Consider the following 20,798-nt stretch of genomic DNA (forward strand, 5'->3'; position numbering starts at 1 on the left):
CAAGTGGGTTTACTCCGCCCTCAACCCCTGAAACGCCGACATCGCCGCGTCCCGTGCCTTGCCGTGGTCGACGATCGGCAGCGGATAGGTCTTGCCCAAACTGACCCCTGCTTCCTTCAGCATTGCGAAGGGCGCCTCTGATGGCTTGTGGATGAATTTGTTCGGCATGTCCTTCAGCTCCGGCACGAAGCGGCGGATATACGCGCCTTCGGGATCGAATTTCTCGCCTTGGCTGGTTGGGTTGAAGATCCGGAAGAAGGGCGCCGCGTCGGCGCCGGAGCCGGCCACCCATTGCCAGCTGGCGGCATTCGACGCCGGGTCGGCATCGACAAGCGTGTCGCGGAACCAGCGCTCACCCTCGCGCCAGTCCATCAGAAGGTCCTTGATCAGGAAGGAGGCGACGATCATGCGCACGCGGTTGTGCATGAAGCCCGTCTGCCAGAGCTGGCGCATGCCGGCATCGACGATCGGGTAGCCGGTCTGACCCTTTTGCCACTTTTCGAGCAGGTCCGGTTCGTCGCGCCAGGGGAAGGCGTCGAACTTGGCATTCCAGTTTTTCGTCGCGAGATCCGGGAAATGGAAAAGCAGATGATAGGAGAAATCGCGCCAGACAAGCTCCTTGCGGAAATGGATATAGTCCTCACTCGAATAGGCGTCCGGTAGCCCGCGCGTCGCGTGCCAGACGGAGGCGGGCGAAATTTCGCCCAGCGCTAAGTGCGGCGAGATCATCGAGACATGCGCTTCGCCGGGAAAGTCGCGGCGGGTGCGATAGCCCTTGAGTCCGGATGCTATGAACTTGGCGAGACGTTTGCTGGCGCCGTCTTCGCCGGGCTGCCATTCGCTTTCAAAGCCTTTCGCCCAGTTCGGCTTGGTGGGCAGCAGGTTCCAGTCGGAAAGCGGCTCGCTTTTCGGCCAATGGTCAGGCGCGGTGAGCGACTTTGGGGCGGGGATCGGCTCGGGCGGCTCGCCGGACCCGTCCAGCGCCTTCCAGAACGGCGTGTAAACGCGAAAATGGCCGCCGGCGCCGGTCTTGAGCTTGGTCGGCTCGTGCAGGATCTGGCCGGCAAAGGTGCGCACGTCAATGCCATCAGCGATCAGTTTCGCCTTCAACGCCTTGTCGACCGCAATGCCCGAGGGATCATAACGACGATTCCAGAAGACGGCCGAAGCGCCTGTTTCGGTAATCAGGTCAGAGAGCACGGCGTCGGCGGCGCCGCTGCGCAGGATCAGATTGGAGCCGAGCCTTGCCAGCGATTCCCTGAAGGCTTCGAGCGAATGGTGTAGCCACCAGGCTTGCGCCGCGCCGAGCGGTCCGGTGCCGGCGTGCTCCGGCTCCCTTATATAAAGAGGGACGATGCGAAACCCCTCGTCCACTGCTGTTGCGAGCGCGGCGTGGTCGGAGATCCGGAGATCCTTGCGGAACCAGAGGATGAGCGTCTTGGCGGATTGCGGCATGCGATGTTCTTCTTCATTTGCTTTCAAAGCCATACGAAGGGTTACCGCGACAAGATCACGCCGCTGGCACGAATCTCACACTCTGGCATGCGCCTGCATGCCGGTCTGTCAGGCGGCGGAGCGTGCAGGGATGCGCCGGGCCTGTTCGGCCCGAAGCATGGCCATGATTTCTAGGGCGTTTTCGCGGACATAGAGGCGATGCAGCTTTTCGGCGACCGGGGCAGTGGTCAGCAGGCAGGTATAGCCTTCCCGCTCGTACCAGCGGAAATCCACCACATTGTCCATGTTGACGTAGAAGGGAAAGCCGTCCCCATCGTGAAGCTCAAGCCACATCGGCCGTCCTCCTTGCATTCTTCTTCGATCAGAGGAGGGAAATAGCAGCCAAAGGTGAAGAGGGAGTTTCGGAACCATTCTCGGAAAGACCACCTCAGATCTTGTAGGCGGGCGAGATCTGGTCGGCCGGCAAGGAGCCTTGAATCAAAAAGCCCGCTGCCTTTGTGAGGCGCGGGCTTTCGAATTAGATGGCTCCCCGGGCCGGATTCGAACCGGCGACCTGTCGATTAACAGTCGAATGCTCTACCGCTGAGCTACCAGGGAACAGCCGCTTGGCGCGGTGTGAGCGGGGTAATACTGATGCTCGCTCCGTTTGCCAAGCGGTTTTTCAAAAAAAATGGCATCGTCTTGTTTTTATTTGTGGGCTCACCATCTGGAGGGCCGTGGGAAAGGGGCCCAAAACCGCTGAAACGCAGGGAGTTTCGTGTATGCCAGAACGTCGGTATCGGCTCGACCAACAGCGAGGGCGCCTTGTGCTCGGCAAACTCGAGATCCCCGTTCCGCGCTCCAAGGCCGGTCGAATCGTGACGGGAACGGCACTTGTCGGCGGTGGCTTTCTGGGTTTTCTGCCGATCCTCGGCTTCTGGATGGTGCCGCTTGGCCTGATCGTTCTCTCGCATGACCTGCCGGCCGTTCGCCGCCGTCGCCGTCGCATGACAGTCTGGTGGAGCCGCCGCAAGCAGGCGCCGCGCCCCGGCCGCGAAGACTGACGCGCGCCATGGAGCACATGTCATAGTGAAATGACCTGATGGTTCCAACCCGATACGCTGGGTGGACTCAAACGGGATACCGAACACGGCAGTCGCCGTCTGGTTCCCGGAAAGGTCAAACGACATGAGCATATTGATTCAGGCGGAGAGTTCCTTGATTCTGACGCCGAGAGATTTTCACATCATCGATCACGCGATGCGGGCAGCCGAACCGGCCAAGCCCGCTTATTCCGATGACGGCCATCGCGAAGCGGTGGGCAAGGCGGTTATCCGGCTCTATACATCCGGCATGACCGATCCCGGTCGCCTGGCGGAGGCCGCCAGCACCATGGCTGCAACACGCATGCTCGATCGTCGTCGCTGGCGTGACGACTCTTAAGGAAAATCGGGTAGGGAAGGGGGCTTCCGGGCATCCACAGGAGCGCCGCGAGATTTGATGAATTTCCCCTTGCGCTCACTCTCGATCCGTTCTAAATCCCGCCCACCACACGCACTTTTCTAATCGGATGGCCTCGTGGCGGAGTGGTGACGCAGAGGACTGCAAATCCTTGTACCCCGGTTCAATTCCGGGCGAGGCCTCCATCCGAACTCTCCCCATAGATACAATAGACTTTATCCTGGCGGCATCGACGATGCCGTCTTCGCGCGTTCCGCAAGAGCGACCACTTCACTTGGCTGTGGCGATATTCTCGTGTGCGATGAGAAGACCGGCTTGAAAGCGCCTCGCCCTGCAATTAAAGACACGGGTGGAATAAGCCGCTATGGCCGGTCGACACGGGGCGCGAATGAAATGATGGATTACGTAGCAGCACGCACCAAGATGGTGGACAACCAGATCAGGACGACGGACGTGACGTCCCACTCCGTGCTGACCGCCTTCCTTACGGTGCCGCGTGAAGCCTTCGTTGCAGCCGAGCTGAAGCCGCTCGCCTATATCGACGAGGATATGCAGGTGGCGCCTGCCGCCAATGGTAATCCGGCTCGTTACATCATGGAGCCGTCGCCGCTCGCCAAGCTTCTGCAGCTGGCCGCCATCACCAAGGATGACCTCGTGCTCGAGATCGGCTGTGGCGCCGGTTATGCGGCAGCGCTCCTGTCGCTGCTCGCCGGTTCCGTCGTTGCGACCGAGAGTGACGAGGCGCTCGTGGCCAAGTCCACCGATACGCTCTCCGAACTCGGTTATGACAATGTCGCTGTCGTCTCCGCCAAGCTGGAAGATGGCTATGCCGCCGAAGCACCCTATGACGTGATCTTCGTCAATGGCGCCGTCGAGGAGCTGTCGGAAACCCTGCTGTCGCAGCTGCGCGAGGGCGGTCGTCTCGTGGCCGTCGTCGGTTATGGCAATGCGGCTCGCGCCCGCCTCTATGTCAAGAACGGCGGCATAACCTCCCACACCGAGTATTTCAATGCCGCCGTGAAGCCGCTTCCCGGTTTCCGTAAGGCGGCCGAATTCGTCTTCTGAGACGCAGCGTTTATCGAGAGCATGCAAGGCCCGCCACGTGCGGGCCTTTTCGTTGCTGCGCAACAAAGCTGTGCATCACGGCAATTCATTCGGCGCACGTGATTTTTTTCGAGAGGCGCGTATCCTAGGGTGAGCGCGAATCGGTGTGGGTTTATGTCCCGATCGAGCATTTCTGAGGACAACGGGGATTAGTATGGCTCAGCCAAGCGTAGCGCGTGAACCGTCCATGGAAGAGATCCTGGCATCCATCCGCCGGATCATCGAAAGCAATGATCCCGTGAACGGTGGAAGCCTGACGCAGGATGCCGCATCCCTGTCCGACGACCAGGGCGAGGGCGAAGAGGACATGGGCTATGACGGCGGCGAATTCGTCCCGGCCAACGATGCCGGTTCCGCCTTCCCCCTGTTTCCGCAGCGTGACATGGAGCGCGCCGAAGTCGAACCGCGTCGCGAGCCAGTCCTCGAACAGGCTCCGGAATCGCCCAAAAGTGTTTCGCTTGCCGATCTCGCCGCCCGCGTGCGGTCGGCCTCCGAGCGCACGGAGCGTCCGAGCCCGCCGCAGTTGTCCAATACGACCGCCCATGTGACGGTCTCGCAGCCGCATCGCGACAGCGAGTTTTTGGCAGATGATGCGCAGCATCGGGCTCCGGCACCGATGATGGCGACGCGTCTCTCCGAGATGCGCGACCAGCAACTGCGCCCCGTGATGGCCGCAGAGCCGGCAGAGGCACCGGCTCCGAGCGTCGAACGACAGGCCGAGCGTCCTTCGGAGCCGTCGCCGATCGCGCGCATGGCCCATGTTGAGGTTCGCGTCGAGCGCAGGGAGCCGACCTTCCTGGAACCCGCCGTGGAGCAGGCAGAGCCATCGTTCGAGGTGGACATCCAGGCGACGTCTGCCTCTACCGATATGCATCAGAAGACAGAAAACGAGGGACGGGATCTGACCGCCCTTGTTTCCGCCGCAACTGTCGAGCAGGTTTCGCGCTCCTTCTCCGAACTCGCCGCCGCCTTTGACGGCAGCGAGCGCCGTTCGCTCGATGAGGTCGCCGAGGAGATGCTGCGTCCGATGCTGAAGGACTGGCTCGATGACAATCTGCCAACGCTGGTGGAGCGCCTCGTGCGGGAGGAAATCGAACGCGTTGCCCGCGGCCCGCGACGCTGATCGAACTGCCTTTGGGGATCATGGGCCGCTCGTAAGAGCGGCCTTTTTTATTGACTTGGTTTGGTCAGTCCTATTTACCAAGCCACATCCAGAACTCGAAAATCCGGTCGGAAAATGCTCGAAAAGACCTATGATTCAGCCGCCGTCGAACCGAAAATCGCGAAAGCCTGGGAAGACGCCGATGCGTTTCGTGCCGGCGCCAATGCGAAGCCGGGCGAGGACACCTTCACAATCGTGATCCCGCCGCCGAACGTCACCGGTTCGCTGCACATGGGCCATGCGCTGAACAACACGCTGCAGGACATCATGGTCCGCTTCGAGCGGATGCGCGGCAAGGACGTGCTGTGGCAGCCGGGCATGGACCATGCCGGCATTGCGACCCAGATGGTTGTCGAGCGCAAGTTGGCCGAAAGCGGCCAGAACCTTTCGCGCCGCGACATGGGCCGCGAGGCCTTCATCGAAAAGGTCTGGGAGTGGAAGGAAGAATCGGGCGGCCTGATCTTCAACCAACTGAAGCGCCTCGGCGCCTCCTGTGACTGGTCGCGCGAGCGCTTCACTATGGACGAGGGCCTGTCGGCCGCCGTTCTCGAGGTCTTCGTTTCGCTCTATAAAGAGGGACTGATCTATCGCGGCAAGCGGCTGGTCAACTGGGACCCGAAATTCGAGACCGCAATTTCCGATCTGGAGGTGGAGAACAAGGAAGTTGAAGGCCATATGTGGCACTTCAAATATCCGCTCGCAGGTGGTGCGACCTACACCTATGTCGAGAAGGATGAGGATGGCAACGTCACCTTCCAGGAGGAGCGGAACTACATCTCGATCGCCACGACGCGGCCTGAGACCATGCTCGGCGACGGTGCCGTCGCCGTTCATCCGTCGGATGAGCGTTACGCCGCAATCGTCGGCAAACTCTGCGAGATCCCGGTCGGGCCGAAGGAGCATCGCCGCCTGATCCCGATCATCACCGACGAATATCCGGATCCGAAGTTTGGTTCGGGTGCGGTGAAGATTACCGGCGCGCATGACTTCAACGACTATCAGGTCGCCCGCCGCAACAAGATCCCGCTCTATCGCCTGATGGACACACAGGCGAAAATGCGCGCCGATGGCGAGGATTATGCCGTCTACGCCGCGCGTGCCCTCGACATCGCCAAATCCGGCGAACTGCCGAACGAGGCCGAGGTTGACGATATCAATCTGGTCCCGGAAGAGTATCGCGGTCTCGACCGCTATGAGGCCCGCAAGCGCATCGTCGATGCGATCAATGCGGAAGGCCTCGCCGTCACCACCAAGGACGCCGAAGGCAACGACTTTCCGTTCGTCGAGAACAAGAAGATCATGCAGCCCTTCGGCGACCGTTCCGGCGTCGTCATCGAGCCGATGCTCACCGACCAGTGGTTTGCCGATGCCAAGACCTTGGCCGAGCCGGCGATTGCCTCCGTGCGCGAGGGCCGCACCAACTTTGTCCCGAAGAACTGGGAAAAGACCTACTTCGAGTGGATGGAAAACATCGAGCCCTGGTGCATTTCCCGCCAGCTCTGGTGGGGTCACCAGATCCCGGCCTGGTATGGTCCCGACGGTCAGGTCTTCGTTGAGAAGACCGAGGAAGAGGCGCTGCATTCGGCGATCCAGCACTACATCGCCCATGAAGGCCCGTGGAAGGCTTGGGTTGAGGAGAAGCTTGAGAATTTCCAGCCCGGCGAGATCCTGACCCGCGACGAGGACGTTCTCGACACCTGGTTCTCCTCGGCACTCTGGCCCTTCTCGACACTCGGCTGGCCGGACGAGACGCCGGAACTGGCGAAATACTACCAGACCGACGTTCTCGTCACCGGCTTCGACATCATCTTCTTCTGGGTCGCCCGGATGATGATGATGGGCCTGCACTTCATGAAGGATGAGGACGGCAAGCCTGTCGAGCCCTTCCATACGGTCTATGTGCATGCGCTGGTTCGCGACAAGAACGGTCAGAAGATGTCGAAGTCGAAGGGCAACGTCATCGACCCGTTGGAGCTGATCGACGAATACGGTGCCGACGCGCTGCGCTTTACCCTGGCGATCATGGCAGCCCAGGGCCGCGACGTGAAGCTCGACCCAGCCCGCATCGCCGGCTATCGCAACTTTGGTACCAAGCTCTGGAACGCCACGCGTTTCGCAGAGATGAACGGGGTGAAGGCCGATCCGGCATTCCTGCCGGAGACGACATCGCTTGCCATCAACCGCTGGATTCTCACCGAGCTTGCCCGCACGGAAGCCGAGGTAACCGAGGCGATCGAGAACTATCGTTTCAACGATGCCGCCGGCAGCCTCTATCGCTTCGTCTGGAATCAGTTCTGTGACTGGTATCTGGAATTGCTCAAGCCTGTCTTCATGGGCGAGGACGAGCAGGCCAAGACGGAAGCGCAGGCTTGCGCGGCCTTTGTGCTCGAGCAGATCTACAAGCTGCTGCATCCCTTCATGCCCTTCATGACGGAAGAGCTCTGGGCCCATACGGCAGGCGAGGGCGTGTCCCGCGATACCCTGCTCTGCCACGCCGACTGGCCGGCACCGGAGTTTCTGGACGACAACGCGGCAGCCGATATCAACTGGCTGATCGATCTGGTCACCGGTATCCGCTCGGCCCGTTCGGAAATGAACGTGCCACCGGGCGCGACGGCTCCGCTCGTGGTCGTCGGCGCCAATGGTGTGACCCAGGAGCGGTTGATCCGTCATGATGCGGCGATCAAGCGTCTCGCCCGAGTCGAGGCGATTACCGTTGCCGACGTCGCACCGAAGGGTGCTGCCCAGATCGTCGTCGGCGAGGCGACCGCCTGCCTGCCGCTGGGGGCCTTGATCGATCTCTCTGCCGAAAAGGCCCGAATCGAAAAGGCCATCGCCAAGGTCGATCAGGAACTGGGCCGTATCGCCGGAAAGCTGGGCAACGCGAAGTTCGTCGCCAATGCCAATCCGGAGGTGGTGGCTGCCGAGCGCGAACGCCAGCAGGAGCTTGAAGTGCAGAAGGCGAGCCTCCTGACCGCGCTTTCGCGGGTTATCGAAGCAGGTTGATCTGCGAAAGCTTCAGGAATGAAATTCTAAAGGCCGGATCTTGCATCCGGCCTTTTCTTTTTGCGCTGCAGCATGCGAAAAAGGAGTGCTTTGCTGTATTTCATATTGATTCTGAGCGTTATCTTGTTGCGAAGGCCCTATTTGCCTGCCTGCGCGGGGCAAGATGCATAAAATTCGCTCAAGGTGATGAGCGACAATACTGTGGCGTGAGCGCAACGCTTGGTGTTGAGTGTAAAATTCTGTTCTCAAAAATGAGGGTGTTTGGATAATAATTGAGAATTTTCGTCCACAGCTTCGGTGTTTTGACGTGTGCGTAAGGATCGTTACGTAAAAATTTGAGTGAGGGAACAACCCTGTGATGGCCGTCACCGGATTGCCATCCTCTCGCACATGTCTAGTATGCCAATCACAGTTTTGCCTGAATTGGGGAGAGACATGGCGAACCATTTGATGAAGACAACGGCCCTCGGCCTGATCGCAGCAAGCGCATTCGTGGGAGGCGCGCAGGCAGGCGGTCTTGAACGTGGCGGTTACAACATCGACCTTCTGTTCGATCCGGGCCAGTATGTGTTCGAAAGCGGCGTGACGTATGTTGCGCCTGACCGTACGCTCAAGAATGTGCGCGATACCGATACTACAAATCCAAATCCGACAACCGGCGCGCCGAACGGCGGCGGCAACCTGAATGCCCGCTCAAACTCTGTGGATGAGACAGAGAGCTACTTCGTTCCTCGACTTGGCTTCAAGGCAAACCTTAACGAAGGTGTAGCCTGCATGGCAGACTACTCGCAGCCCTGGGGTGCGCACACCAAGCCTGGTACCGATTGGGCAGGCGCAAACCAGAATGTTGAGACAAAGGTCAACAGCCATAACTATGCGCTGACATGTTCCTACAAGTTTGACGTGGGTCCTGGACAGTTGCGGATTATCGGCGGCGGCTTCTATCAGGAAGTCGATGGCTTCAAGGAGCGTATCGTCGTCGCTCCTGCTGTGCTGTCTGCTCTTGGTTTGACCGGGCGAACGGGTATCGGTCGCCTCGATCTTGAAGGTGATGGCTATGGCTGGCGCATCGGCGCAGCCTACGAGATTCCGGAATACGCCCTCCGTGCAAGCCTTGTGTATAACAGCCAGGTGAAGCTGGATGACATTACGGGCACTCTGGACCTGCGGCAGGTAACATCCACCACAGTCGAAAACGTCTATGGTTCGGCAGCCATGCCCGACTCACTCGAAATGAAGCTTCAGTCCGGTATCGCGCCTGACTGGCTGGCGTTCGGCTCCGTGAAGTGGACCGATTGGAGCCAATTGCAGCGGATTCGCTTCTATAACTCGACAACGAATGCAGAGCGTACTTCGCTCGATCTGGCCTACCGTGACGGCTGGACGGTCAGTGGCGGTATCGGTCACAAGCTGAACGACCAGTGGAGCGTTGCAGGTTCCGTGACTTGGGATCGTGGCACGTCTCAGGGCTTTGGTGCTCAGAGCGACACCTGGATCTTCGGTACCGGTGTTTCCTATACGCCGACTGAGAATGTTGAGTTCCGTCTCGCAGGTGCCGTAAGCCTGCTCACGTCGGGTAGCTCGGGAGCTGTGACGATTGACGGTGAGTCTTATGGCAGCGACGTCTCCTACGACTTCGGCACCGACCTCGCAGCCGCCGTATCGACCTCGCTCAAGGTTCGCTTCTGATCTCTGCGATATCAAATCGATCGAAGCCCGGCTTGTCCGGGCTTCTTTCGTTTGGGGCCACGCTGCAGTCTTTCAGCTTTCCGGAATGTGATGATTCTGCAACATCGCGTCTATCGTTCTTGCGAGGCGGCGCATGGGCCGAATTTGTCCATTTCCCGCCACAAACGAAGAGCACCGGTGTTGCGTGAAACGGCGGGGGCTGTTTCCGCACGTGGTGTAAAGAGTTTCACATGAGCCTCTGGGGCGAAAATTCGGTGCTGATAGCAATGACTTCTGCGGCTTTTGGGGAGCGGCCAGACTGTCTCGAAGGGAAATTGGTTAGGGCGCGATCGATCGCCCCGGTCTTGCCGGAAATCGGGTCTAGTCTCTTTCCCATGCAGACGAAGATAACAGGGAGCAGTGACGGAAGCTCCGACCGGGCAATCGGTCATGAACCGTCTATTCACCGGTTGGATGTATTCTTCAAATCGGGCGCAGGTGAACTCGCCGCACAAGCGGGGCGAGGGTTCTGATGTCCATCATGACTTGGAAATTGTGCGGACCCATGCGTCTCGGTGACTTGAAGACTTCGGCAATGCTTCTGACGGCGGCTCTTCTGCTGTCCTCGAGCCCGTCCGCTCGCGCGTTCGACATTAACGCCGGCGTGAACAAGGAATCCGGTCCCTTCGATCTCTTCAAGTTCGGCTTCAACGCCTACAAGAAGGGCCAGAAGGAAGAGGCCGTCGAGGCCTACCGCTATGCAGCGGAAAAGGGTCATACCGGCTCGCGCTGGGCGCTCGCCAACATGTATGCGGCCGGCGACGGCGTCGTCGAAAACGACTTCGAGGCCTTCAAGATCTATGCGGAGATCGCCAATCAGGGTGTCGAGCCGGGTTCGGCTGATACCGGTTTCTTCGTCAATGCCCTCCTTTCGCTCGCCCGCTATTACCGGCAGGGGATCCCGGACAGTCCCGTCAAGGCGGACCTCGCCCAGGCCCGGCAGATCTATTTCCAGGTGGCATCGACCTTTGGTGTTCCCGAAGCACAGTTCCAGCTGGCGCGCATGATCCTTGCCGGCGAAGGCGGCAGGGTGAATGTCCAGCAGGCCAAGAAATGGCTGAACCTGGCGCGCAAGAGCGGCCATGCCGGCGCCATGTCGATCTTCGGCAATGTACTGTTCGAAGAAGGCCAGACGGTGCGCGGTCTCGCTTTCCTCACAGCAGCGCTGGAGCGTTGTAGCGCCAAGGATTGTCCCTGGATGCAGGATCTGCAGGAGCGGGCTTTCTCCCTGGCCAACGAAGAGGATCGCCGTGTCGCGGTGGCCTTGGCGCCAGAAGTGTTCGAGCAGGCCGACTGAGCCATTCAAGCCTAACATGGATATGAAAATGGGCGCCTCGGCGCCCATTTCTGTGTTTGCGATTTGCCGTGGTCTCAGAAGGCGAAATGACCGACGACCGGCACGTGGTCGGACGGCTTTTCCCAAGCCCGGACATGTTTTTCGATCGCCGTCGAACGCAGCCGGTCGGACGCCTCGGGCGAAAGCATCAGGTGGTCGATGCGGATGCCATTGTTCTTCTGCCAAGCACCTGCCTGATAGTCCCAGAAGGAAAAGAGCGGCGTCTCGTCACTCGTCGCGCGCACGGCATCGACGAAACCGAGATTTTCCAGGCGGCGAAAGGCGGCCCGTGTCTGCGGCAGGAAGAGCGCGTCGGTCACCCATTGGCTCGGGTCTTTTGCATCGTGCGGCTCGGCGATGACATTGTAGTCGCCGGCCAGGATCAGCGGTTCTTCGAGCGCCATGCGATCGCGCGCGAAGGCCTCAAGACGGGCCATCCAGGCGAGCTTGTAAGGGTATTTGACCGGGTCGTCGGAGGGATTGCCGTTCGGCAGATAAAGCGAGACGACGCGCACGACGCCGCCATCGACGGAAAACACACCTTCGATGAAGCGCGCCTGCTCGTCGGTCTCGTCGCCGGGCAGGCCGCGGTTGACTTCGTCCGGCTTGATCTTGGAGAGCAGCGCGACGCCGTTGAAGCCCTTTTGGCCGTGCGTCTCGACGTGATAGCCGAGCGCCTCGATCTCTCCACGCGGAAACCCTTCGTCGACCGATTTGATCTCCTGCAGGCAGGCGATATCCGGATCGCTATCCTTCAGCCACTGGCACAGGTTCTCGATGCGCGCCTTGACGCCGTTGATGTTCCAGGTGGCAATTTTCATGCGTCACTCACACGGAGAAGCTGGTGCCGCAGCCGCAGCTCGCCACCGCATTGGGGTTCTTGATCTGGAAGGACTGGCCGAGGAGGTTGTCGACGAAGTCGATCTCTGAGCCGGCCATGTAGATGATCGAAATTGGATCGATCAGCACAGTGGCGCCGTCACGGCTGATCACGATGTCATCGCCAGCAGGCTGGCCGTCCAGGTCAAACTTATAGGAAAAGCCCGAACAACCGCCGCCTTCGACGGACACGCGCAGCGCCTGCTTCTCGGCATCGGCTGCGACGATTGCGGCGATTCGCTTCGCTGCGGCTTCGGAAAGGGTAACGGTTTCGGTGCTCATTCTGCCTCCTGCCGGGTTCAAGGCCCGGTGAAAACGGTTCTATTCGGCGCAAATCACCACAATGTCACGCAATTGCGCGACTTTTGATCCGGCGAGACGGCCCGAAGACCCTTCGGAACCTGCATCGCCTTGCGGCTTTGTCCGCTATAGGTATGAAGGCACAAGAGTTGCGTCAATGGGGAGCAGGCGGCACGCGCATGACGATCGATCAAGCAGCATTGGGTTTCGGGACCGGAGAGCGGGCAGTCTACGCGACCAATCCCTGGGCGAGCCGCGGCCGTCTCTTCGAAGAGGGCGGCAGCCTCACCCGCTCCGAGTTCCAGCGCGACCGTGACCGCATTGTGCATACGACCGCTTTTCGCCGCCTGAAGCACAAGACCCAGGTGTTTATTGGCCCGGATGGTGACCACTATCGCACGCGTCTGACGCATACGATCGAGGTGGCGCAGATCGCACGCGCCTTGGCCCGCGCCCTGAAGCTCGATGAGGACCTGGCGGAAGGGGTAGCGCTCGTTCACGACTTCGGCCACACGCCCTTTGGTCATACGGGCGAGGATGCTCTGCACGAGGTACTGAAGCCCTATGGCGGCTTCGACCACAATGCCCAGTCGCTGCGCATCGTCACCAAGCTGGAACGCCGCTACGCCGATTTCGACGGCCTGAACCTGACATGGGAAGCGCTCGAAGGCCTGGTCAAGCATAACGGACCGCTGCTGACGAACGACGGGCAGGGCACGCGCGGCCCGGTTCCGCAGCCGATCCTTGATTATTGCGAAATCCACGATCTGGAACTGGCGAGCTTTGCAGGGCTTGAAGCCCAGGTCGCGGCGATTGCCGACGACATCGCCTATAACACCCATGACATCGATGATGGCCTGCGCTCTGGCTATTTGACCTTCGATATGCTTGAGGATGTGCCCTTTCTCGCCGGCCTGATGAAGGAGGTCCGCGACCGCTATCCGCATCTCGATCCCGACCGCTTCACCCATGAGATCATGCGCCGACAGATCACCCGCATGGTGGAAGACGTGATCAGCGTGGCTCAGGAGCGGTTGAAAAAGGTCGAGCCGCAGAGCGTCGAGGATATCAGAGCCGCCCCTATGACCATCGCGACCTTCTCCGATCAGATGGCCGAGACCGACAAGGCGATCAAGAAGCTGCTGTTCAGCCGCATCTATCGCCACCCCGACATCATGCGAATCCGGGCGGCGGCCGCCGAGATCGTCACCGACCTCTTCAACGCCTATATGGCCGACCCGAAGCTGATGAAGAGCCACTTCTGGGTCAACCATATTTCCGGTCTGAATGATGGCCAAAAGGCTCGCCATGTCGGAGACTATCTGGCCGGTATGACCGACACCTATGCGGTGCGAACGCATCGCGAGCTGTTTGACCGGACTCCCGAATTGCGATAGGCACCCGACAAAATTCTGAACGGACGCGGGCGCCTATCGCCTGCGCGCAGGGATACGCCATGAACTTATTCGCCGATTTCGAAATCCGCATCAAAGCAGCGCTCGACGATATCGAGGCGGTGCGCGAGAAGCGCGACAGCCTCGACTTCAGCCGCATCGTTGTCGAGCCGCCGCGCGATCCGAGCCATGGTGATGCCGCGACCAATGCCGCGATGGTGCTCGCCAAGGGCATGGGCATGAACCCGCGCGCGCTCGCCGACCTGATCGGCGAGAAGCTGAAGCAGGATCCCGACATCGCAGACGTCGGTGTCGCTGGTCCTGGCTTCATCAACATTCGTCTTTCGGTGCCCTATTGGCAGCGTCTGCTGGCGACCATGATCCGTCAGGGGACCGATTTCGGCCGCTCGACGGTCGGCGCCGGCCACAAGGTCAATGTCGAATATGTCTCCGCCAACCCGACAGGCCCGATGCATGTCGGCCATTGCCGTGGCGCCGTCGTCGGTGACACGCTCGCCAACCTGCTTGGCTTTGCCGGCTATGAGGTGACCAAGGAATACTACATCAACGACGCCGGCGCACAGATCGACGTGCTCGCCCGTTCGGCCTTCCTGCGCTATCGCGAGGCGCTCGGTGAGGATATCGGCGAGATTCCCGCGGGTCTTTATCCGGGCGATTATCTCGTGCCGGTCGGCAAGGCGCTCGCCGACGAATACGGCACCAAGCTTTACGGCATGCCGGAAGAGGACATGCTGGCCATCGTCAAGGAAAAGGCCATCGATGCGATGATGGTGATGATCCGCGATGATCTCGCAACGCTCAACGTGCATCATGAAATATTCTTCTCCGAGCGGACGCTGCATGCCAATGGTGCTGCCAAGATCCGCACCGCAATCAACGACCTGACCTTCAAGGGCCATGTCTATCGCGGCACGCTGCCGCCGCCGAAGGGGCAATTGCCGGAAGATTGGGAAGACCGGGAGCAGACGCTGTTCCGCTCGACCGAGGTTGGTGACGACATCGACCGTCCTTTGATGAAGTCCGACGGCTCTTACACTTACTTTGCCGCCGACGTCGCCTACTTCAAGGACAAGTTCGACCGCGGCTTCTCCGAGATGATCTACGTGCTCGGTGCCGACCACGGCGGCTATGTGAAGCGGCTCGAGGCCGTCAACCGCGCCGTATCGGAAGGCAAGTCGAAGCTGACCGTGCTGCTCTGCCAGCTGGTCAAGCTCTACCGTGACGGCGAGCCGGTGAAGATGTCGAAGCGCTCAGGCGACTTCGTGACGCTGCGGGAAGTGGTCGAGGAGGTCGGCCGCGATTCGGTGCGCTTCATGATGCTCTACCGGAAGAACTCCGAACCGCTCGATTTCGACTTCGCCAAGGTGACCGAGCAGTCGAAGGACAATCCCGTCTTCTACGTGCAGTATGCCCATGCCCGTTGCATGTCGATTCTGCGCCAGGCGAAGGAAGCCTTGCCCGATCTCGACATCGAGCAGCTTGACCTCGCCAGTGCCGTAATGGGGCACATCGAAGATCCGACGGAACTCGCGCTGATTGGCAAGCTTGCCGAATATCCCCGGATCATCGAGGCGGCAGCACTGTCGCAGGAGCCGCATCGACTTGCATTTTACCTGCATGATCTGGCAAGCTCTCTTCATACTCACTGGAACAAGGGCAAGGATTCGCCCGAATTACGCTTTGTTAACGATAAACATAGAGAATTAACCATCGCCAGGCTTGGGCTGGTGCATGCTGTCGCCTCCGTGTTGAAGTCGGGACTTGCCATTACTGGCACCGAAGCTCCGGTAGAAATGCGATAGTATCGTCACCAATTCCCCACATTGCGCTGGCAGGCGTTGAGTCGCGTGAGTGAGTGGAACAGGTAATGGTACAGAAGCAGGCTGCAAACAGCATTCGATCGCAGGGCGACGGTTTCGCGGATGATGATCCGTTGGCGGAACTCGCCCGCATCGTTGGGTTCGATCAGCCGCTGAAGCGTGAGCCGGTTGTCTCGCTTCCGCAGGCGCCCGACATGGGATCGGCCGAATTCAATCTCGAAGACGAATTGATGCGCGAGTTCGAGGGCTATGAGGCCTCGCCTGCGCTGTCGTCCTATGCGCCGCCGCTGTCTGTGCCCGAGCCCATCGTCGCGCGTCCGACGCCAGCCATTGTCGAGAGCGTCCCGGCGGCCCAATATCGCGAGGAGCCCCGGTTCGAGCCGGAGCCCATGGTTTCCTATCCTGCGCAACAGGCGGCCTACGAGCCCGATCCGGTCGAATACCCGGCGCCGGTCTCTTACGTTGAAGACCCCTATGTGTCCGATATGGATCTGTCGGTGACTGATGTCCCGGAGTTGGGCCGTGTGGATGAGGTGCCTGTCGATGCGCGGGTCGAGCCGGAGATCGGCTTCGATCTCGCCGACGAACTCGAATTCGCTGTCGCCGATGCGGATGTGCGTTCGGTCGCGCCCGTTGCGTCTCAGCAGCCGGCTCAGGTCGAGACGCCGCGGCTGCGGCTGCCGCTCGCGAATTTTTCCGCCCAGCCAGTTCGTCGCCCAGAGCCTCAGCTTGCTGTCGAGCCGCCGCGCGAAACCCCTGCATTCGATCTGTCGGACTTCGAAGCGCCCAGCGCGTCGTCGATTTCCGTCGCGCAGGAGCCGGTGGCGCTCGATTTTGGCAAGGCAAGTTTCGACTGGGCCGCTGGTCCGGTCGAGCCGATTCCGGCAAGCGCTCCAGCCCAGGAGCGGATCGATGCCGTTGTTGCTCCGGTCGTTTCGGCTGATTTCGAAGGCTTTGCCGTGGAGGCGGAGCCACGTGCCACCTCGACGGATACGGTACCTGCGCCCATTCCGGCAGCGCCTGTAGCGAACCGCGACGACGTTGATTTCAGCTTCGATTTTCTCGATGAACTGGCGATCGACGAGGATGTCGTCGTTCAGCCCCAGGCCGCAGAGCCGGTCGTTCAGCGCGCGGCCCCTGTGATTGCCGACGAGGAATTCGATCCCTTCCAGGACCAGGAATTCGATCTGCAGCTTGACGAGATCGAGCTCGATCTTTCCGAACTCGACGTCGCACCTCAGAAGTCTGTGCCGCAGCCCGCGCCGGCCGTCAGTGCCGCTGCTTTCGCGGCTGCCGCTGCCCCGGCTGCCGCACCGGCCCCCGTCGAGCCTGCGGTTGCGGCACCGTCCTACGCTGCTGCGCCTCCGGTGCCTGCCTATGTTGCCGCGCCAACCGTATCGGCTTCCGCCTTCGCGGCGGCCGTCGCTCGCCCGGCGGTGGAAAACCCTGTTGTCGCGCCAGTCCCTTCAAGCGCGCCCATTCGCCCGGCAATGCCGGTCGATGACAGCTTTGCTTTCGACCCGTCCGAGATCTCCGAGCAGGACGACTTGCTGGAAACGCTGAGCGGCATGGACGTGCCGGATGTTCCGGTGGCTGACGCACGCCCCGCCCCGGCGACCCAGCCGGACTACGACATCGATATCGATGCGGAGCTTGCGACCTTGTTCGAGGAGCCCGTGGTACCGGCAGCACGCCAGCCGAACCCGGCCGCAGTCAGCCGTGTTGCCGCAGCGGTCGCACCTGCAGCCGCAGCGGGTGTCCGCGCACCTGCCGCACCGCTCGACGAATTCGACGCTTTCGAGAAGGCGCTGGAGGAAGATTTCCGCACCTCGATGAACTCTTCGGGCGCCTTGGAACCCGAAAGCCGCGGCCACATCACCATATCGGGTGAGGGGCAGGGCTTCCGGTTCCGTCACATCAAGCCCTATCTGATGGCAGGCACGGCCGTGATCGTGTTGCTCGCCGGCGCTGGCGGCCTCTATGCCTGGCTCGGAAGCGGTGCCATCGGCACGCTCAGCAGCGGTGAGCCGCAGGTGATTGCCGCCGACAAGTCGCCGGTGAAGATCGTTCCAGACGATCCGGGCGGCAAGTCCGTTCCGAACCAGGACAAGGCCGTTTATGATCGGGTGGCCGGCAATGGGGTCGAGGATCCCACGCAGCCCAGCCTTATTTCCTCGCAAGAGCAGCCAATCGATGTCGTCCAGCGCACCCTGATCCCGGAAACGCTACCGATGGATGGTGGAAGCGAAGCCCTGGCGACACCGGTCGGAGAAACCGAGGATCCGCGTCTGCTCCCCGATGGCCAGCCACAGCAGGCCGCGGCGGAAGACCCGGCGACGATCACGCCGCGCAAGGTGCGCACGATGATCGTTCGCCCCGACGGCACTCTGGTCGCTCAGGAAGTTCCGGCCGAACCGACACCGGCTGAGCTCCAGACAGCGTCTGCGCCTTCGTCGCAATCAGCTGCCGACGCTCCGGTACTCGCACCGCCGAGCGTCCCGAACACCAATGCCGCCGATACCGTGAGGACCGTCGATACCCGCGTCGTGACGCCGGGTGGTACGACCGACGCTGCGGCGACTGCGCCTGCCGCCACGACGACCGCTGCAGCTGAACTGGCCGCCGCAACCCCGGTCACGGCAGAGACGGTAGCGGCTCCCGCAGATGCAACCGCATCGCGTGCACCGGTCCCGACAACCCGCCCGGCCGACCAGCCGGTCAACGTCGTCGGCACAGTGACGGATCAGGGCAATCTTCGTCCGTCTGCTCCGGCTGCCACGGCACCGGCGCAGCCGGCCGCCCAGGCCGAGGTTGCTTCCGCATCACCGGCCGCGGCAACGCCTGCTGCTGCCACTGCTGCACCGGCGGGCAGCTTCGGCGTTCAGATCGCATCCCTGCCATCCGAGGCCGACGCCCAGAAGAGCTACAGCAGCCTGTCCTCCAAGTTTGGAAGCGTGTTGGGTGGCAAGCCCTGGGAAATCCGCCAGGCGGACATCCCCGGCAAGGGCACCTTCTACCGCGTGCGCATCGTTGCTGGCTCCAAGGATGACGCCGTGGCACTGTGCGAGCAGTATCGCGCCGCCGGCGGAAGCTGCCTCGTCTCTCGCTGAGGCTGGACCCGATTTTCAAATCTTCGAGAGGCGGAACCGCGTGTTCCGCCTCTTTTTTTGTGTATGAGGCCTTGGCACTTGCTCCCGGGCCCTTCGTTTTCTTCTCCCTCTCGATATGGTCTTGCCATGACATCACAGTCCCGCCCCGCCAAAGCCATGATCCTCGGTTGCCTCGGCCAGCGCTTAAGCGCCGACGAGAAGGCCTTCTATCGTGATGAACAGCCCTGGGGTTTCATCCTCTTTGGCCGCAACATCGGCGAGGCCGAGCAGGTCAAGGATCTGGTTGCCCAAATGCGCGAGACCGTCGGTGGCGGTGCCGAAGTTCCGGTCCTGATCGACCAGGAAGGCGGGCGCGTGCAGCGCATCCGCGAGCCGATCGCACCGCGTTATCCCTCCGGTGCGGATCTCGGCGCGCTCTATGACCGGGACGCCGAAAAGGGATTGCGGGCCGCCTGGCTGATGTCGCGCCTTCACGCCTTCGACCTCTATCGCCTCGGCATCAACGTCGACTGCCTCCCGGTGCTGGATGTACCGATCGTTGGTGCCTCCAACGTCATCGGCGACAGAGCCTATTCCAACGATCCGCATGTCGTTGCAAAGATGGGGCAGGCGGCGGCGGATGGCCTGAAGGCCGGCGCCGTGCTGCCGGTCATGAAGCACATGCCGGGACACGGGCGCGGCATGGCCGACAGCCATCACGAATTGCCTGTCGTCACCGTCCCGCGGTCCGAGCTCGAAGCCCATGATTTCGTGCCGTTCAAGGCGTTGGCCCACGAGCTGATGGGAATGAGCTGCCATGTCGTGTATACCGACATCGACCCCGATCATCCTGCCTCGACCTCTCGGATTGTCACCGAGGAAATCGTGCGCAAGGCGATCGGCTTCGAGGGGCTGCTGATGTCCGACGATATCTCGATGAATGCACTGAAGGGCACGATCGGCGAGCGGGCGGTGCGCATCGCCGCCACGCTCGACGTTGTTCTGCATTGCCATGGTCATATGGACGAGATGAAAGCTGTCGCGGCAGCTGTGTCCGAGCTCTCCGGCAAGGCACGGGAGCGGGCAGATGCCGTCGAGGCGGCATTTGCCGTCCCGGAAGCTGCCGACGAGCAGGCCCTTCGCGACGAATTCGCCAACCTGATGGCGGTGGCCTGATGGTGCGTGGCCCCGTCCAGCCGACGGTTTTGAACCGGCCCTCCCAGGGAGAGACGCCTGTTCCGACGCCGATGGACAGCCTCTGGCAGGATACGGCCGAGGAGAGGGCCGCAAGCGACCCCGCTTTGCTGATCGATGTCGCCGGCTTCGAAGGGCCGCTGGATCTCCTGCTCTTTCTTGCCCGCAACCAGAAGGTCGATCTCGCCCGGATTTCAGTGCTGGCATTGGCGGAGCAATATTTGCTTTTCATTGAAAGTGCCCGGCGCATCCGCATCGAGCTTGCCGCCGACTATCTCGTGATGGCCGCCTGGCTCGCCTATCTGAAGTCCCGTCTGCTGATCCCCCAGCAGCCGAAGGACGATGGCCCTTCGGGCGAGGAAATGGCCCAGACGCTTGCCTTCCGCCTGAAACGGCTGGAAGCGATGCGCGAGGCCGCATCAAGGCTGATCAACCGCAACCGGCTCGGCCGGGACGTGCACCCGCGCGGTGCACCGGAGCACGTGCCGTCGCGGGCGGTGAGCGCCTATGAGGCCTCGCTCTACGACTTGCTGACGGCCTACGCGTCGCTCCGTCAGCGCCAGGCGATCACCCAGGTGACGATCGAAAGGCGGCGGGTCTGGTCGCTGTCTGATGCGCGCGGCATCCTGACCCGCATGATCGGCGAGATTTCCGACTGGACGGCGCTCGACCATTTCCTGCTGCGTTACCTGTCGAGCCCGGAGGAGCGGGTGACCGCAATTGCCAGTGCCTTTGCAGCATCCCTTGAACTGGTGCGCGAGGGGCGGCTCGAAATTCGCCAGGAGGGCGCCTTCCAACCGATCTACATGCGCAGCGGCCCAAAGGCCGAGGCGCTCAAGGCGGTGGAGTAAGCCGTGGCCGATGTGGACG

16 protein-coding genes and 2 tRNA genes are annotated in these 20,798 nt (G+C 61.3%); 13 read left to right on the forward strand and 5 right to left on the reverse strand.

The annotated features are described in order from the left end of the window. Positions 1 to 9 precede the first annotated feature (9 nt). The 3 genes from BW978_RS14070 to BW978_RS14080 form a co-directional block, all read right to left on the reverse strand. Entirely contained in the window at positions 10 to 1,455 is a 1,446-nt protein-coding gene (locus BW978_RS14070; protein WP_076396038.1) for a cryptochrome/photolyase family protein, read from the reverse strand. Between the two features lie 108 nt (positions 1,456 to 1,563). Next, positions 1,564 to 1,788 carry a hypothetical protein gene (locus BW978_RS14075; protein WP_076396040.1) on the reverse strand — a complete coding sequence of 75 codons (225 nt, stop codon included), beginning with the start codon at positions 1,786 to 1,788 and terminating at the stop codon, positions 1,564 to 1,566. 189 nt (positions 1,789 to 1,977) lie between these two features. After that, positions 1,978 to 2,052, reverse strand: a tRNA-Asn gene (locus BW978_RS14080). A gap of 164 nt (positions 2,053 to 2,216) precedes the next feature. Here BW978_RS14080 and BW978_RS14085 point away from each other — a divergent pair. The 8 genes from BW978_RS14085 to exoR all read left to right on the forward strand — a co-directional run bounded on the left by BW978_RS14085 (position 2,217) and on the right by exoR (position 11,192). Next, on the forward strand, positions 2,217 to 2,498 hold the full coding sequence (locus BW978_RS14085) for a hypothetical protein (protein WP_076396043.1): 282 nt from the start codon (positions 2,217 to 2,219) through the stop codon (positions 2,496 to 2,498). 124 nt (positions 2,499 to 2,622) lie between these two features. Continuing rightward, positions 2,623 to 2,877, forward strand: coding sequence for a hypothetical protein (locus BW978_RS14090; protein ID WP_076396046.1), 255 nt, complete (start codon positions 2,623 to 2,625; stop codon positions 2,875 to 2,877). Between the two features lie 129 nt (positions 2,878 to 3,006). Beyond that, positions 3,007 to 3,080 (forward strand) — tRNA-Cys (locus tag BW978_RS14095). Between the two features lie 211 nt (positions 3,081 to 3,291). Beyond that, a complete protein-coding gene (locus BW978_RS14100; protein ID WP_076396048.1) occupies positions 3,292 to 3,960 on the forward strand; it encodes a protein-L-isoaspartate O-methyltransferase family protein in 669 nt (222 codons plus the stop codon). Between the two features lie 193 nt (positions 3,961 to 4,153). Further along, a complete protein-coding gene (locus tag BW978_RS14105; RefSeq protein ID WP_076396050.1) occupies positions 4,154 to 5,122 on the forward strand; it encodes a PopZ family protein in 969 nt (322 codons plus the stop codon). Between the two features lie 114 nt (positions 5,123 to 5,236). Further along, positions 5,237 to 8,167 (forward strand): valine--tRNA ligase, encoded by a 2,931-nt coding sequence (locus BW978_RS14110; RefSeq protein ID WP_076396052.1) that lies wholly within the window; start codon positions 5,237 to 5,239, stop codon positions 8,165 to 8,167. A gap of 450 nt (positions 8,168 to 8,617) precedes the next feature. Then, positions 8,618 to 9,856 (forward strand): OmpP1/FadL family transporter, encoded by a 1,239-nt coding sequence (locus BW978_RS14115; RefSeq protein ID WP_244551971.1) that lies wholly within the window; start codon positions 8,618 to 8,620, stop codon positions 9,854 to 9,856. 574 nt (positions 9,857 to 10,430) lie between these two features. Next, positions 10,431 to 11,192 carry an exopolysaccharide production regulator ExoR gene (exoR, locus tag BW978_RS14125; RefSeq protein ID WP_175616891.1) on the forward strand — a complete coding sequence of 254 codons (762 nt, stop codon included), beginning with the start codon at positions 10,431 to 10,433 and terminating at the stop codon, positions 11,190 to 11,192. 74 nt (positions 11,193 to 11,266) lie between these two features. Here exoR and xth read toward each other — a convergent pair whose 3' ends face one another. Continuing rightward, positions 11,267 to 12,052, reverse strand: coding sequence for an exodeoxyribonuclease III (gene xth / locus BW978_RS14130; RefSeq protein ID WP_076396060.1), 786 nt, complete (start codon positions 12,050 to 12,052; stop codon positions 11,267 to 11,269). A gap of 7 nt (positions 12,053 to 12,059) precedes the next feature. Further along, a complete protein-coding gene (gene erpA, locus BW978_RS14135) occupies positions 12,060 to 12,392 on the reverse strand; it encodes an iron-sulfur cluster insertion protein ErpA (RefSeq protein ID WP_076396062.1) in 333 nt (110 codons plus the stop codon). 197 nt (positions 12,393 to 12,589) lie between these two features. On the opposite strand from erpA, the gene BW978_RS14140 reads away from it, so the two are divergent. The 5 genes from BW978_RS14140 to BW978_RS14160 all read left to right on the forward strand — a co-directional run bounded on the left by BW978_RS14140 (position 12,590) and on the right by BW978_RS14160 (position 20,779). Further along, the gene (locus BW978_RS14140; RefSeq protein ID WP_076396064.1) at positions 12,590 to 13,807 is read left to right on the forward strand and encodes a deoxyguanosinetriphosphate triphosphohydrolase; all 1,218 of its coding nucleotides are present in this window, start codon (positions 12,590 to 12,592) and stop codon (positions 13,805 to 13,807) included. Positions 13,808 to 13,866: 59 nt separating this feature from the next. Next, positions 13,867 to 15,627, forward strand: a complete 1,761-nt coding sequence (gene argS / locus BW978_RS14145) for an arginine--tRNA ligase (protein ID WP_076396066.1) — start codon at positions 13,867 to 13,869, stop codon at positions 15,625 to 15,627. A gap of 65 nt (positions 15,628 to 15,692) precedes the next feature. Next, entirely contained in the window at positions 15,693 to 18,755 is a 3,063-nt protein-coding gene (locus tag BW978_RS14150) for an SPOR domain-containing protein (RefSeq protein WP_076396068.1), read from the forward strand. A gap of 126 nt (positions 18,756 to 18,881) precedes the next feature. Further along, positions 18,882 to 19,910: a beta-N-acetylhexosaminidase gene (nagZ, locus tag BW978_RS14155; RefSeq protein ID WP_076396070.1), complete on the forward strand. Its 1,029-nt coding sequence runs from the start codon at positions 18,882 to 18,884 to the stop codon at positions 19,908 to 19,910. Positions 19,911 to 19,981: 71 nt separating this feature from the next. Then, positions 19,982 to 20,779, forward strand: a complete 798-nt coding sequence (locus tag BW978_RS14160) for a segregation and condensation protein A (protein ID WP_076396072.1) — start codon at positions 19,982 to 19,984, stop codon at positions 20,777 to 20,779. Positions 20,780 to 20,798 lie beyond the last annotated feature (19 nt).

It is taken from the genome of Rhizobium sp. RU33A, assembly GCF_900156055.1.
Taxonomy (GTDB): Bacteria; Pseudomonadota; Alphaproteobacteria; order Rhizobiales; family Rhizobiaceae; genus Allorhizobium.

Coding starts and splice junctions, on each gene's coding strand:
- BW978_RS14160 (WP_076396072.1), top strand. CDS start 19,982: ATGGACAGCCTCTGGCAGGATACGGCCGAGGAGAGGGCCGCAAGCGAC.
- nagZ (WP_076396070.1), top strand. CDS start 18,882: ATGACATCACAGTCCCGCCCCGCCAAAGCCATGATCCTCGGTTGCCTC.
- BW978_RS14105 (WP_076396050.1), top strand. CDS start 4,154: ATGGCTCAGCCAAGCGTAGCGCGTGAACCGTCCATGGAAGAGATCCTG.
- BW978_RS14090 (WP_076396046.1), top strand. CDS start 2,623: ATGAGCATATTGATTCAGGCGGAGAGTTCCTTGATTCTGACGCCGAGA.
- BW978_RS14110 (WP_076396052.1), top strand. CDS start 5,237: ATGCTCGAAAAGACCTATGATTCAGCCGCCGTCGAACCGAAAATCGCG.
- BW978_RS14070 (WP_076396038.1), bottom strand. CDS start 1,455: ATGCCGCAATCCGCCAAGACGCTCATCCTCTGGTTCCGCAAGGATCTC.
- BW978_RS14140 (WP_076396064.1), top strand. CDS start 12,590: ATGACGATCGATCAAGCAGCATTGGGTTTCGGGACCGGAGAGCGGGCA.
- xth (WP_076396060.1), bottom strand. CDS start 12,052: ATGAAAATTGCCACCTGGAACATCAACGGCGTCAAGGCGCGCATCGAG.
- erpA (WP_076396062.1), bottom strand. CDS start 12,392: ATGAGCACCGAAACCGTTACCCTTTCCGAAGCCGCAGCGAAGCGAATC.
- exoR (WP_175616891.1), top strand. CDS start 10,431: ATGCTTCTGACGGCGGCTCTTCTGCTGTCCTCGAGCCCGTCCGCTCGC.
- BW978_RS14100 (WP_076396048.1), top strand. CDS start 3,292: ATGGATTACGTAGCAGCACGCACCAAGATGGTGGACAACCAGATCAGG.
- argS (WP_076396066.1), top strand. CDS start 13,867: ATGAACTTATTCGCCGATTTCGAAATCCGCATCAAAGCAGCGCTCGAC.
- BW978_RS14115 (WP_244551971.1), top strand. CDS start 8,618: ATGAAGACAACGGCCCTCGGCCTGATCGCAGCAAGCGCATTCGTGGGA.
- BW978_RS14075 (WP_076396040.1), bottom strand. CDS start 1,788: ATGTGGCTTGAGCTTCACGATGGGGACGGCTTTCCCTTCTACGTCAAC.
- BW978_RS14085 (WP_076396043.1), top strand. CDS start 2,217: ATGCCAGAACGTCGGTATCGGCTCGACCAACAGCGAGGGCGCCTTGTG.
- BW978_RS14150 (WP_076396068.1), top strand. CDS start 15,693: ATGGTACAGAAGCAGGCTGCAAACAGCATTCGATCGCAGGGCGACGGT.